The organism is Burkholderia sp. CCA53, assembly GCF_001685525.1.
GTDB lineage: Bacteria > Pseudomonadota > Gammaproteobacteria > Burkholderiales > Burkholderiaceae > Burkholderia > Burkholderia multivorans.
Window position 1 is genome coordinate 3,493,822 of sequence record NZ_BDDJ01000001.1, and the last position, 12,180, is coordinate 3,506,001.

Genomic DNA, 12,180 nt, shown 5'->3' on the forward strand with positions numbered 1-12,180 from the left:
TGCGGTCATCTTACATGGATGAAAGCATGTGAGTCAGCCGTGAAATTCGCCTAATCGCTGTTCGATTCCGCCAATGTTGATTGATGTCAAAGGATCGGGGAGACGGCGGGTGGGATTTGGCGAAGGCCGATATGGGGTGGTGGCGGTATGCGTAGCAGCCGACGTTGGGTAGTGGGATCGCGGCGCCTGAATATACCGGTCTGCATACCATGCGCTCGGTGCTTAATGATGGGAGCGATTTTTGAGAGCCGCATAAGACGAATCACAGCCCGCGGAGCGAGCGTGGGCCGTTTCGATCAAAGTCGCAGCGGCAGTTCAGATTCTTGGCGGTGACGGTGTGTCGGCGTTCGGATCATTCGGTCGGCGCAAAACCGACTTGGGCGAGATTCCCAATTTGGGAACGCCAAAAACAAAAACGGCACTGAGAAATCTCAGTGCCGTTTCCAACAACTTGATACTGCTCGGAATTCTTTGGGGTGGCTGATGGGACTCGAACCCACGACAACAGGAATCACAATCCTGGACTCTACCAACTGAGCTACAGCCACCACTGATACTGCTTTGTTCTCCGCTGCGTCGTTTGCTGTTCAGCAGCGAAGAAGCAAGATTATACGAACTCTTTTGAATCTTGCAAAGCCTTTTTTTCAAAAATTTCTTCGACGTCGTTCAGATGCGCGCGTGCCTCGTCGAACACGGCCAGATCGCCGCGCCCCAGCTTCTTGTTGTCCGATAGCACGCGACGCCAGCCGCGCGCACCCGGCACGCCGCGATACAGGCCGAGCGCATGCCGCACGATCGCGCCGAGGTACGTGCCGCGCTTCAGTTCCGCCGCGCAGTATTCGATCAGCCGCGCCTCGGCCTCTTCGCGCGTCGGCGCGGCGTCGGTCGATCCGTAGAAGCGTGCATCGACGTCGGCGAGCACGTACGGGTTGTGATACGCCTCGCGGCCCAGCATCACGCCGTCGACGTGCTCGAGATGCTGCGCCACCTCGTCGAGCGTCGTGATCCCGCCGTTGATCACGATCTCGAGCGACGGGAAATCGCGCTTCAACCGATACGCATAGTCGTACTTGAGCGGCGGAATCTCGCGATTCTCCTTCGGCGACAAGCCCTTCAGGATCGCATTGCGCGCATGCACGATGAACGTCGAGCACCCTGCTTCCGCCACCGTGCCGACGAAGTCGCGCACGAACGCGTAATCCTCGACCGCATCGACGCCGATTCGGTGCTTGACCGTCACGGGCACCGCCACCGCATCGCGCATCGCCTTCACACAGTCGGCGACGAGCTGCGGCTCATTCATCAGGCACGCGCCGAATGCGCCGCGCTGTACGCGTTCGGACGGGCAGCCGCAGTTCAGGTTGATTTCGTCGTAGCCCCACTGCTCGCCGAGCTTGGCGGCACGCGCAAGATCGTCGGGCTCGCTGCCGCCGAGCTGCAGCGCAACCGGCGACTCGTTCGGCGTGAACGCGAGATGCCGCGCGACGTCGCCGAACAGCAGCGCGCCCGTCGTGATCATCTCCGTATACAGCCACGTGTTGCGCGTCAGCGTGCGATGGAACGAGCGGCAATGACGATCGGTCCAGTCGAGCATCGGGGCCACCGAAACTCGCCTACCCGTTGATTTGATTGAATTTTCCTGTTGATTCATAGCTTTACAGCACGTTTCGACCTGTCGTATCCGTGTGTATCTGAAGGTCTCTGAAGGCATCTTTACGGCAAAGTGCTACGATGTTGCTCCGATTTTTGCCGTGTAGCACCGGGGACCATGGGAACGATCACGCCGAGAAAACGTAAGGATGGAAGTATAGGGTACACCGCCCAGATTCGCCGAAAGGAGAACGGGAAAGTCGTCTACACCGAAGCGGAGACATTCGACCGGGAGGCGGCCGCGCGGGCCTGGATGGAGAAGCGCGAGAAGGCGCTGAAAGCACCCGGCGCATTGGAATCGGCGAAACAGGAGGATCCGCCGCTGGCGGACGTGATTGACCGGTACGTGAGGGAAGACAAAAAGGGGATCGGCCGCACCAAGACGCAGGTACTGAACTCGATCAAGGCTGCGCCGATCGGCGGCCGGAAGTGCTCGACGCTGAAGAGCCCCGACTATGTGGATTTCGCGCGCAGCCTCAAGGTGCAACCGCAGACCGTGAGCAACTACATGTCGCACCTGGCGGCCGTCGTGCGCGTCGCGCGCCCGGCATGGGGCTATCCGCTCGACGAGAAGGAACTCGACGACGCGATTGTCGTGCTACGAAAGCTTGGCATGACCGACCGCTCACGCAACCGCGACCGCCGGCCGACGCCGGACGAGCTCGACCGGATCCTCACCTACTACACCGAGATGCACGAGCGCGGCCGCGCGACGATCCCGATGCGCGAGATCATCGTCTACGCGATGTTCTCGACGCGCCGGCAGGAGGAAATCACGCGCATCCGGATCGAGGACTTCGAGGGCGATCGACAGCTGGTGCGCGACATGAAGCACCCGGGCCAGAAGAAGGGAAACGACACCTGGTGCGATGTGCCGCCAGAGGCCGCACGGATCGTGGAGACCGTCCGCCCTGCTTCGGGTCCAATCTTCCCGTACAACCACCGGTCGATCAGTGACAGCTTCACGGACGCCTGCGCGTTCCTCGGAATCGAGGATCTAAAGTTCCACGATCTGCGCCATGAGGGCACGTCGCGGCTGTTCGAGATGGGCTGGAATATCCCGCACGTGGCCGCCGTGACCGGACACCGCAGCTGGGTCTCGCTGAAGCGCTACACACACCTGCGTCACAGCGGCGATCGGTGGGCCAGTTGGAAATGGCTCGACATTCTGGCGCCTAAGCCGACGCCGTGACCGCAAGCGCCGCGATCACCCGCGCGATCGCATGGTCGGCGATGTTCGGGAACGGTAGTGATGGCTTACCGATCTGCCGGATCGGGCCGGCGTGCTCCCAGTCCAGCGGCAGGTCCGGCACGATGTCGTTCCCGTTCTTGAACAGGTTCAGCGGAACCGACGCCAGAACCGCTGCCACGCTCCCGTTTGTGCTCACCCTTGGCGGCTCGAAGCCATAGACGGCCGCCGGCGGGTTGCCGCCAACCACCATTGCCGCCGCGGCTATGATCGCGATCGCGGCGCCGAGCGAGTGCCCGACGAGCGTCACCGGCCGGCCGTCGATCGCGGCGAGCACGTCGACGGCGATCGCACCCCATGCCTTCCAAAATCCGTGGTGCACCTGGCCGATGCCGATCACGTCGATCGGATGGGCGTCCAGATCGGCCGCCACGCAGTCGAGATTGTCGGTTCCCGGAAAGGCGACGACGAGTCCGCCGGCCGTCTGCCGCACGATCGCGCGCGAGGCGCTGTCCGCTTTGCCGATGTCCGGCTTGACGGAATACGCTTCCTGGGCGAGCAGCGCGTAATCGCGCGGGGTCATTGCAGCGGCGCGCCCGCGAGCGGCGTCGATGCGGCGGCCGGCGGAGTTGCCGCCGTCAGGATCTGGTCGATGAGTGCCTGCACCATCGGGCCGAAAGTCTGGAGCCCGAGCAGGATGGCCTGCTGCTGCGGCAGCGCGGGCACGGCCTGTACGATCGTGATCGCCGCCGGCAGCAGCGAATCGTGGAACGCTTTCAGGTCGGCGACATTCAGCTGCGCGCCGGCCTTGCAGATGGCCTGATTGGCCGGCAGGATCGTTTTCGAGATCGTGGCTTGCTGGTCGGCATTCAGCAGCGGCGACGTCGCGAGGATGGCGAGATCTCCGTTGACGATCGTGCAGCCGGTCTGGAACTGCTGTTGGACAGTCGGCAGGGAGTTGCAGGCGACGATTGCGACCGACGCGGCGATGCCTGCCGCAAGCAGCATGAGCTTCTTCATGGGGAGTTCCTTCGGGAGTGATGCCGCGGCGTGCGGCTGGAGTGTTACTGCTGGGCGGCCTTAGCAGCCGAGCGCGCGACGAGCGCGTTGTAGGCGGCGTGAAGCCCCGCGACAATCAGCGTCGCGACAAGAGACGCCGCGCTGGTCGGCACGGGGCCGTGAAAACCACCGAGCGCCCAGTCGACGGTCGGAATGAGGTCGGTGACGCCGAGCGTAATGCCGCCGCTGACGAGGCTGGATTTCATGGGCATGGCTTACTCCTTCTTGTCGTGGACGATCTCGTCCGGGGTGAAAACGAATCCCGCCTTGCGCGGGAACGCCTGAAACACGTAGGTCGGAAACGAGCGGTGATGAATGCCGTGCGTCGGCGACCGATGGAACTTCGCCGACAGAGGCAGCATGTTCGTCATCGCGTCGACGAAGGTTTCGGGCTTCGTCGGATCGAATGCCTTCCAGTCGAAGCCGCGCAGCTCGACGAACTTGCAGATGAGCCAGATGAACGATTCCTCGGCCGGGTACAGTTCTTTCGTCGGCAGATCGGTCACCGGATCGAGCACGGGGATTTGCGTGATCTCGCCGAGCGCGATGCCGCGCACGGTCGCCCAGTCGATCGCATCCGAATCGGCCCATTCGCAGAACAGGTGGTGATACTCGGGTGCAGGCTGGCCGCTGATCGCGCAGCGCAGGCCCGCTGCGTGGCCCTCCTTCTTCGTGCGGCGGAACGTCGCCGACTCGGTGCGCGGCGGGTGATCCGGGTAGTACTCGATCTCGATGTCGGTCACGCGCACGGCGTGCTCGCCGGCGATCTTCGGTAGGCTCGCGAGCCCCTCGGCCGTGCAGTGCTCGCACGGTTGCTCGAGCGGCATGTCATGGCTGCATCGGGTCATGTCTGGTTCCAGAAACGAAAAAGCCCGGCGCGCGGCCGGGCGGGATTGGGGTGCGCGCGTCAGGCGATGCCGAGCGCTTTCTTCGCCGCGCCGTACAGGTACAGGCGCTCGGAGTAACCGTTCGGCATTGCCTTGGATGTCGGGCTGCCGACGTTCACGGCGCGCGATACGGCGAGGAAGTCTCCGGTCGCCGCGAGACCGCTGAGCTTGCGGCTCGACCAGTACCAGGCGGCCGACAGCGCGGCATGCGCCGGTTGCTCAAGCAGTTCGGGATGGTTCACAAGGTCGAGTCCAAGTCCCACTGCGGCGAGCGTGTAATTGCGGCGCCCGGTGACCTGGATCAAGCCGCGGCCGCAAAACCGACGCCCGTCTCCGGGCTGCGTGTTGCCGAGCTCACTCGCCTTCTTCGACGGGGGCTCATACGACTGCTGGGCCAGCGTAGGCCCCCAGATCTCCCGGGTGTAGATGAGGCGCCCAGACTCGACACCGACCGTTGCGAGAAAGGCAGCAACATCGAGCGGTGCCGAAATCCGATACTCGTCACACGCAGCCTGCAGCGGCCCAACCCACTGCGCCGCGCGCGCCGGCGCTGCGCCGCACCCGGCGGCGACGATCGCGGCAGTCAGTTTCATGATTGCCCCGGCCATTCCGGCCACTTCCCGTGCAGCAGCGCCCAGAGCGCCGTGCCGATCGTGATGAACGGGCCGAGCCAGATCACCAGCTTGCGAAGGAACCGCCCGAGGCCGGCGAAGAAACTGATGCCGCTGCTCGCGAACTGCATCAGCGCGATCAGCTCGGCCGTGTTCGACTCGACCCGCTGCGTCACTTGCGTGTTGCGCGAGAGCTCGTCGTGGTAGGAGGCGACCTGTTGCTCGAGAGTGCTCATCCGGTTCTCCAGATCCGATATGCGGGCCGGCGACACTGCGCCGTCCGCCTGTGCATGTGGATGGTTCATAGGCCCCGAAATGAAAAAGCCGCCTCGAGGGCGGCTGTTGATTTATATGGCGACATTCACTCCGGGCCACTTGACCGGGCCATCCGGAGGATTAAGATACGATTCCTAGAAAAGAGGGGCTGGGGAGAGATCTATCCCAGGAACAAAACTGTATGCACTTGGGGGCAGAAATGAACATAGAACGATTCGAAAGTCTTGGAGACAACTGCGAATTCGGCTTTGTGCAGCGAGAACTTGGCACGGAGTCAGGATCGCTATTTAGGTGGGCGTTCATCCCTGACTATGCCGATTTGGTCGCGACAATCGAGAGCGATTTCAATGCATTCTACCAACTTGGGAATCTCGTTCCCACATGGTCAAACATGGTGGAGGACCGAGCCTGCCGCCTGCGCTTCCACACCGAGATATTTTCTTCGCGTCAGGACGATGCTTCACCCTGGGTGTTCAACGGCACGAGCGACGAGCAGCGAGATATCTACGCACGCGAGATCGGGAAGATGGATTACCTGGTCGAGAAATTCAAGGAAGGCCTGGCAACCGGCAACCGTATCTACGTCGTGAAGAAGAACGGCAACGCCCCTATGAAGCATCTCGTCCCGTTGCAGGCCGCGATGGATCGATATGGGAAGTCGACCATTCTGACGGTGACGGAGGCGCTTCCTCACATGCCATCCGGGACAGTGTGTCAGATCGGCGATCGGCTATGCATTGGATACATCGATCGCTTTGCCGACTACGGACAAGCCGACGATATTTCGTTGGACGCGTGGAAGAAGATCCTCGCGCGCGCCCAAGAAATCTTCTCATGATCAGAAAATGCGGAGACAGTGAATGTCCCCATTGATCGTCAGCGTACTGGTTGCGTAGTTAACCTGCGCGACCAGATAAAGCGTCGTCGTGGACGGGAGCGTGTAATAGACCGGCCCGACGTTTTGGCCGATTGACGTACCAGCCGGGACGCTGGCCGTCTGGATGACTTCACCCGGTGCGGTTCCGGGAAATCCCAGACTTGTCGTGCTCAAGGCGGCGACGTTGTACGACTGCGTGGTCGTGCCCGCCGGGTTCGTCCAAGTCGATCCAGTGCATGACCAATTCCCTGCCGGCAAGCTCACTGAGGTGACATTGGTCGCTGAAGCGGATGTGATTGCCTGCGTTGTAACTGTCGAGCTGACAATCGAAGACGGCGTAACAATCGGATATGTAATCGCCGACGTGCCACTAAACGAGTTGGTGGCAGGGATTTGCGAGTTGCCGCCGAATGCGAAGCTCTGGTTGACCAGAAAGTTGCCGGAGAACATCACACCGCCACACGCAGCCAAGCTGGTATTGTTCGTGCCGGAGTTGTAGTTGAAGAAGTTCCCGGTGATCGTCGCGCCATTATTGTTCGAGCCCGTGCAGCTGAAGTTGTACGCCGTGTTGTTCTCGAGATAGTTCCCGATGAGCGTCGCGCCGTACACGTTCCCCGCGAAGTTCAAGCCCCCCGAGTTATTGCCCGACCATTGCGAGTTGAAGAACACCGGATTCTCAACCCATTGAGCCCCGCCGATGATGACGGCCGGTTCACTGTTCGTATTCCCGTTCGAGAAGAATTCGACGTGATCGACGCGCGCATTGCTGAAGCTGATGTCCTGGTTCGCAACGATAGCGGCGCCGAGCTGGTTGTAGAAGAACACGTTCTTGATGATCGGCGCGAACGAGTTATAGAACATCGCTCCGCGGCGATACCCGTTGACCGTCAGATCATGGATGTTCGCATTGGACCCAGCCGGCGGCCCGGTGATGATCATTGCGTCCGTCACGCTCGCATTCGCCGATGGCGTGGCGAAATAGACGCCCGAAATATCGATGTTCGGCTGAGAGGCCGAAACGGTCGTCGGATTGACTGCGATCACGGGGAGCGCAATCGTCCCACCTGATACCCAGGCATGAGAAAACGTCGGGCCGACCACATCAACATGCGTGCCGTCGATCACGACAGACGGCCATGCGCCGTTTGCTTCCGTCGTTCCGGTGATGCCGAACGCCTCGATAGCTGCGCCCATGTTGGCGGTCGTAGAAACCGTCAGGCGGATCGAAGGCGTGCCGCTATACGTCGCCCCTGCGGCAGCACCGCTGACTGTTGCGCCGGCGGGAAACGATGGCGTGATCGCACATGCAATGCCCTCTGGGCCCATGATCTTGAGCGCAGTCGCAGTGACGTTCAGCGTCTTCGTCACCTTGTACGTGCCGGCACTGCAAAACGCCGGCTGTCCGGCAGCCGCAGCAGCATTTAGCCAGTTCTGGAGTGCCGCCGTATCGTCAGCCGAGCCATTGCCTACTGCGCCATATGAGTACGGCGTGATCCCGGCACCGGAGAGCGCATGCTGCGCGTAGGTGACGAAGCCATTGCCCGAATTGATTGCTGCACCGAGACCGGTTTGTACTCCCGATCCGAGCACACTGATTCCGGTACCGCCATTGGCGACGGGAAGAATTCCAGAAAATGCTCCGGCAGTTACCGATGAATTGCAGGTGAACCCCGAACCGGGCACCCAGTTGAGCGCGGATGTCGCGCTATTGCAGGACGGCATAGCGAATGCCGTAGGGCTTGCGATCGAGCCCGTGGCATTTGCGACGACAGTGTTAGCGGCGAGCGTCGCAAGATCGGTCGTCTTGACCAAACCCGTCGCAGTGAAGGTGCCTTCGATAGTCGGGCTTGTAATGGTCGGAGACGTACCAAGCACGACGGATCCCGATCCTGTCGACGTCGTCGCACCGGTACCGCCATTCGCGATCGTCAGCGGATTGATCAATGTGACGCTATTGAAAGTCGGCGACGGATACGTCTGGGCGAGCGCCACCAACGGCGCAAAAAGCACCGCGATGAGAAACTTCTTCATGGATTACCTCAGGAGATGGAGACGACGCCGTTGTTATTCCAAAGAACGCCCGGCGTGGCGGGTGCGTTGGAGGGCAGCGACGTCATCCAAGCATTGAAGAAAATGAAAAGCTGCGAGAGTGAAACAGTGCACTTCGCCCAGTTACCGTCTTGCAGCTGATGGATCGTGACGAGTTCCTTTCCGGTGATCGCCTGCGGAAGTCCGAAAAATTCCATTAACGCAACTCCTGCCAATAGCTCAACGAAACGAATGTGCTTGTCACCAAATAGGTGGATCCATCCGGAATCAATGCATTGACGGCAACGACACTTCCGACGGGGCCGGGGTCTGTCGAAAATGCGACATACTGCCCGTTAAGTGAAATGGACAATCCACCATTGGTTGTCGTCGTCAATCCAGATACATAAACAACAATCGGACGTCCTGTTGAGTTGGTATAGGTCGTTCCGAATAGCCTGGAAGCAGTAAGGTTTTGCAGTGTCTGGCCGACACCCACCACTTGAGATTGCCGAACCGCATGTTGATCTTGCGTTGATGCTCCAACAGAAACCGGATTGTTGAAGGCGTTATTGCCAGACCATGTGTTGTTATCTCCGAGCTGGCCGAATGCCTGCATCTGACCCATGGTCGGCGAGCAATATGCGTAATCCCCCGTGGACCACGCTTGCGCACTTGTGTTTTCCTGCCCACGCAGTAACCCGCTGAGTGTTGCGCCGGAGATCGCGGTCGCATAAATCACTTCGAACTGCTGGCGCGTGGCAACGTCGTTGAGCGTGATGACGAAGACCTTACCTGCCGGGATCGACGACGGCAGGTTGGCCGCGCTCGACAGCGTGAGCGACGATGCTCCGGACGAGATTGATCCCGCCAACGTGGTGCTGATGTTGTTGGCGAACGTGAAAAGAGATGGCATGGATGAATTCCTGGCTATGCGATCGCGACGACGCCGCCGTCATTCCAGAGCTGGCCGGTGCCGGATCCCGGATTGCTGAGCGGAAGATTGCCGCCGCCAAGCGCGAGCAGTTGCGGCGGGAACGTGTAGGCGAAATACAGGGGCGGTGCCGACGGATCCGGCGTCACGCCCGGCACGATGCTGATCACCCCGCCGTTCCACCACACTGCGCCCGGCGCGAGACCGACGGGGCTCGTCGGATAGGTGAGCGGGAACCCGAGCGTCAGAACGCCGCCGTTGTTCACGAACTTGTCGGTCACGAACTGCAGCGTGTACATGAACGGAAACGCCAGCAATCCGTTCGCATAGCACGATTGCAGCGCCTCATAGCCGATCGTGTCGTATGCCGTCACCGTGAAGATGGTTCCCGACACGGCGATCGACGGTGGATCGTTCAACACCGGCCAGTCGCTGCCGTTCGCGCCGTTGATGAACCGCGCGATGCGATTCTTCAGCCACTGCATGTTGAACTGCATGCCGTCGCCGCGGTACAGGTGCCACGTCAGCACGCGCTTGTAGATGTCGTCATTCGCGATCGATGCGGTCTGGCTCGCCGAGTAGTACTGGGCGTTGTACGCGACCGTGTTGTACGGATTCGCGTTGTAGCCCGCCAGGCGCGTCGATATCTGCGATGCGAGAACCGGACGCCGGATGCCATATACGCCGCGCCCGATCCAGTCGAGCAGCGGGCCCGTGATAAACGGCGACGTGTACAAACCAAGCGGCGCCTGATTGAACCAGTCGAGATAGCCCTGCGAGAGCGAGTTGAAGCTATCGACGAACGCCTGCAGCGACGCGTCGTCCTCGTATTCCTTGTACAGGTATGAGGGAATGACCTGCTGCAGTGGCTTCGTGCTGAACGACTCGATCTGCATTCGTCACCCCTGCGATACGGTCACGCCCGTGGCCGAGCAGAAGAAATAGCTTTCCGGGTCCGACGTGATGATGTCGGTGCCCGCCGCCGGCGTGGCCGTCACCCCGTTGATCGTCACCGCGAAACTAAGCGTCGTCACGTTCGGTCCGTCAATCACCGAGGACACTGCATCGAGGAACGTCGCCGTCATCTCGTTCAGGTTGATCGGCTGGCCGGCATAAATCGAGTTCAGGTACGACTGCAGCGCCGGCGCGGCGAGCTGGTTCACCGAACTGCCCGCCGTGAAGTTTGGAAGCGTGGTGTTCCACGTCACCGCGAGCGTCACAACCTGCTGCGGCGGATTCACGAACGGGATGTTGTATGTGTTCGGGTTCTGGAACAGCGATACGTTGACGTCGCGCGGGTTCGGCGAGAACGTAGCGCCGCCGGTGTAGGTGCCGAAGCCCGTCCCGTTCGTGGTCGTCGTGATCGAATTCCCCGACACCGACGCAACGGTATACGTGCGGTTGAACGCGCTCGGCGTCGCGCCGGCGACCGTGAAGGTTTGCCCCGCCGTATATCCGCTCGAGAGGTTCGTCTGGACGACCACTGGGTTCGCGGCCGTCATCCCGGTGATGCCGAGTTGCGATCCCTTGAGCAACGCGATGTCGCCTGCACCCTGAAGAATCGCGGCAGCGACCGCGTAGGCATCGCCACCGCCACAGACGATCTGCCAGCCGCCCGTCACCTGATTGATGGAGACCAGACGCTGCTGCACGCCGGTGATCTTGCCGAGCAACGTTTTCAGGAACGCCGGCGTGCCGACCGATGCGACCTGTCCGGCCTGCAGAACGCGGCCCCGATAGGTCTGCGGGCTTTCGGCGCTGGACGCCGAGACGCCCGCCTGCGGGTTCGTCACGGTGATCAGCCCGGCGTACTCGCTCGGTAGAGACGTGATGATCTGGTTGACGGTGTTGGCCGGGATCGCGAAGGTGCCGCTGTTCGTTGCGACCGCGTAGAGCTGCGCCGATTGGCCCGTCGACAGGATCACGCCGCCATCCTGCAGCGCGTACTGGTTCGTGCCATCGCCGACCACGAAGCCGGGCGGCAGTACGTAGCCGGCCGGCCCGGTGAATACGACGTAGACGTTCCCGTTCGCGCTTGTGCCCTGCGGCACACCGAACTGGGCGCCGAGCTGCGCGAGCACGAACGCATTCGCTCCGTACGGCGTCACGCTGTTCACCGCTTCTACACGTGCCTGATCGATCGTCGTCAGCGCGCCGACATCGGTCGAAGCGACATCCTCGATCAGGCTGCCGGGCAGATTCGCCGTGTAGTCTGGAACCTCGGCGGCAACGCCGTCGATCAGGTTCTGCCGCAGCGTGGTCGGATCAGTCGCAACCGGGCCGGCTGCGGTCATGACAAGGGGAATCGTGCTCATATCGCTACGGACGCGTTTAGAAGCGCGCCGCTATGCGCGACGGCCTGGATGTTGTAGACGGGCGGGAAACTGCCCGGCGCGCGCACGATCGCGAGCGACGCGAAGTACGGCGCGAACTGCTGCTGCGTGACCATCGCGTAATAGTCCGGGAACACCTGCGTGACGACAGTCTGCTGCGCCGGGATCCCGTAGTTCGCATAGAACGGTGATTCGCCGAGGTTCAGCTTCAGTACCTGGCAGAGCGCCGTCAGATAGACGTTGTCGTTGTAGCCATTCGCGTCCGTCGTGACGGCGACCCAGCGATACGAGCCGTCCGCGTTGTAGATCCTGCCCCATGTGCGCACGTGCGGGTCC

General features: G+C 61.4%; 15 protein-coding genes and 1 tRNA gene. 2 read left to right on the top strand and 14 right to left on the bottom strand.

Annotation, left to right across the window (positions count from 1 at the left end; genetic code table 11):
* Positions 1-472 precede the first annotated feature (472 nt).
* Both BCR55_RS16160 and dusA read right to left on the bottom strand, forming a co-directional pair.
* A tRNA-His gene (locus tag BCR55_RS16160) sits at positions 473-548 on the bottom strand.
* A 59-nt stretch (positions 549-607) separates the two neighbouring features.
* Positions 608-1,651: a tRNA dihydrouridine(20/20a) synthase DusA gene (gene dusA, locus BCR55_RS16165; RefSeq protein ID WP_083211804.1), complete on the bottom strand. Its 1,044-nt coding sequence runs from the start codon at positions 1,649-1,651 to the stop codon at positions 608-610.
* A gap of 117 nt (positions 1,652-1,768) precedes the next feature.
* On the opposite strand from dusA, the gene BCR55_RS16170 reads away from it, so the two are divergent.
* Entirely contained in the window at positions 1,769-2,842 is a 1,074-nt protein-coding gene (locus BCR55_RS16170; RefSeq protein WP_048994891.1) for a tyrosine-type recombinase/integrase, read from the top strand.
* Here BCR55_RS16170 and BCR55_RS16175 read toward each other — a convergent pair.
* The 6 genes from BCR55_RS16175 to BCR55_RS16200 are packed head-to-tail and all read right to left on the bottom strand — an operon-like array spanning position 2,826 to position 5,632.
* On the bottom strand, positions 2,826-3,422 hold the full coding sequence (locus tag BCR55_RS16175) for an alpha/beta fold hydrolase (RefSeq protein ID WP_065494830.1): 597 nt from the start codon (positions 3,420-3,422) through the stop codon (positions 2,826-2,828). The genes BCR55_RS16170 and BCR55_RS16175 overlap by 17 nt on opposite strands.
* The gene (locus BCR55_RS16180) at positions 3,419-3,859 is read right to left on the bottom strand and encodes a hypothetical protein (protein WP_065494832.1); all 441 of its coding nucleotides are present in this window, start codon (positions 3,857-3,859) and stop codon (positions 3,419-3,421) included. The genes BCR55_RS16175 and BCR55_RS16180 overlap by 4 nt, the downstream gene beginning before the upstream one ends.
* A 44-nt stretch (positions 3,860-3,903) precedes the next feature.
* Positions 3,904-4,110, bottom strand: a complete 207-nt coding sequence (locus tag BCR55_RS16185) for a hypothetical protein (RefSeq protein WP_065494833.1) — start codon at positions 4,108-4,110, stop codon at positions 3,904-3,906.
* Between the two features lie 3 nt (positions 4,111-4,113).
* The gene (locus BCR55_RS16190; protein ID WP_065494835.1) at positions 4,114-4,746 is read right to left on the bottom strand and encodes a hypothetical protein; all 633 of its coding nucleotides are present in this window, start codon (positions 4,744-4,746) and stop codon (positions 4,114-4,116) included.
* Between the two features lie 59 nt (positions 4,747-4,805).
* Positions 4,806-5,378, bottom strand: coding sequence for a glycoside hydrolase family 19 protein (locus BCR55_RS16195; protein ID WP_083211825.1), 573 nt, complete (start codon positions 5,376-5,378; stop codon positions 4,806-4,808).
* On the bottom strand, positions 5,375-5,632 hold the full coding sequence (locus BCR55_RS16200) for a hypothetical protein (RefSeq protein ID WP_224024421.1): 258 nt from the start codon (positions 5,630-5,632) through the stop codon (positions 5,375-5,377). Before BCR55_RS16200 ends, BCR55_RS16195 begins: the two co-directional genes overlap by 4 nt.
* 239 nt (positions 5,633-5,871) lie before the next feature.
* Between BCR55_RS16200 and BCR55_RS16205 the strand changes: the two genes are divergently transcribed.
* Positions 5,872-6,510: a hypothetical protein gene (locus tag BCR55_RS16205; protein WP_139094044.1), complete on the top strand. Its 639-nt coding sequence runs from the start codon at positions 5,872-5,874 to the stop codon at positions 6,508-6,510.
* On the opposite strand, the gene BCR55_RS32500 is transcribed toward BCR55_RS16205, so the two are convergent.
* The 6 genes from BCR55_RS32500 to BCR55_RS16230 are packed head-to-tail and all read right to left on the bottom strand — an operon-like array spanning position 6,511 to position 12,170.
* Entirely contained in the window at positions 6,511-8,580 is a 2,070-nt protein-coding gene (locus BCR55_RS32500) for a glycosyl hydrolase family 28-related protein (RefSeq protein ID WP_139094045.1), read from the bottom strand. It abuts the gene before it with no gap.
* Positions 8,581-8,588: 8 nt separating this feature from the next.
* A complete protein-coding gene (locus tag BCR55_RS16215; RefSeq protein WP_065494845.1) occupies positions 8,589-8,795 on the bottom strand; it encodes a hypothetical protein in 207 nt (68 codons plus the stop codon).
* Positions 8,795-9,493: a hypothetical protein gene (locus BCR55_RS32505; RefSeq protein ID WP_139094046.1), complete on the bottom strand. Its 699-nt coding sequence runs from the start codon at positions 9,491-9,493 to the stop codon at positions 8,795-8,797. The genes BCR55_RS16215 and BCR55_RS32505 overlap by 1 nt, the downstream gene beginning before the upstream one ends.
* A 14-nt stretch (positions 9,494-9,507) precedes the next feature.
* Positions 9,508-10,407, bottom strand: coding sequence for a hypothetical protein (locus BCR55_RS16220; RefSeq protein WP_065494846.1), 900 nt, complete (start codon positions 10,405-10,407; stop codon positions 9,508-9,510).
* Between the two features lie 3 nt (positions 10,408-10,410).
* On the bottom strand, positions 10,411-11,805 hold the full coding sequence (locus BCR55_RS16225; protein ID WP_083211805.1) for a hypothetical protein: 1,395 nt from the start codon (positions 11,803-11,805) through the stop codon (positions 10,411-10,413).
* Between the two features lie 17 nt (positions 11,806-11,822).
* A complete protein-coding gene (locus BCR55_RS16230) occupies positions 11,823-12,170 on the bottom strand; it encodes a hypothetical protein (protein WP_065494853.1) in 348 nt (115 codons plus the stop codon).
* Between the last annotated feature and the right edge of the window lie 10 nt (positions 12,171-12,180).

Excerpts from the sequence above, each read along its gene's own strand:
- dusA (WP_083211804.1), bottom strand. The coding sequence starts at position 1,651 with ATGAATCAACAGGAAAATTCAATCAAATCAACGGGTAGGCGAGTTTCG.
- BCR55_RS16170 (WP_048994891.1), top strand. The coding sequence starts at position 1,769 with ATGGGAACGATCACGCCGAGAAAACGTAAGGATGGAAGTATAGGGTAC.
- BCR55_RS16175 (WP_065494830.1), bottom strand. The coding sequence starts at position 3,422 with ATGACCCCGCGCGATTACGCGCTGCTCGCCCAGGAAGCGTATTCCGTC.
- BCR55_RS16180 (WP_065494832.1), bottom strand. The coding sequence starts at position 3,859 with ATGAAGAAGCTCATGCTGCTTGCGGCAGGCATCGCCGCGTCGGTCGCA.
- BCR55_RS16185 (WP_065494833.1), bottom strand. The coding sequence starts at position 4,110 with ATGCCCATGAAATCCAGCCTCGTCAGCGGCGGCATTACGCTCGGCGTC.
- BCR55_RS16190 (WP_065494835.1), bottom strand. The coding sequence starts at position 4,746 with ATGACCCGATGCAGCCATGACATGCCGCTCGAGCAACCGTGCGAGCAC.
- BCR55_RS16195 (WP_083211825.1), bottom strand. The coding sequence starts at position 5,378 with ATGAAACTGACTGCCGCGATCGTCGCCGCCGGGTGCGGCGCAGCGCCG.
- BCR55_RS16200 (WP_224024421.1), bottom strand. The coding sequence starts at position 5,632 with ATGAGCACTCTCGAGCAACAGGTCGCCTCCTACCACGACGAGCTCTCG.
- BCR55_RS16205 (WP_139094044.1), top strand. The coding sequence starts at position 5,872 with ATGAACATAGAACGATTCGAAAGTCTTGGAGACAACTGCGAATTCGGC.
- BCR55_RS32500 (WP_139094045.1), bottom strand. The coding sequence starts at position 8,580 with ATGAAGAAGTTTCTCATCGCGGTGCTTTTTGCGCCGTTGGTGGCGCTC.
- BCR55_RS16215 (WP_065494845.1), bottom strand. The coding sequence starts at position 8,795 with ATGGAATTTTTCGGACTTCCGCAGGCGATCACCGGAAAGGAACTCGTC.
- BCR55_RS32505 (WP_139094046.1), bottom strand. The coding sequence starts at position 9,493 with ATGCCATCTCTTTTCACGTTCGCCAACAACATCAGCACCACGTTGGCG.
- BCR55_RS16220 (WP_065494846.1), bottom strand. The coding sequence starts at position 10,407 with ATGCAGATCGAGTCGTTCAGCACGAAGCCACTGCAGCAGGTCATTCCC.
- BCR55_RS16225 (WP_083211805.1), bottom strand. The coding sequence starts at position 11,805 with ATGACCGCAGCCGGCCCGGTTGCGACTGATCCGACCACGCTGCGGCAG.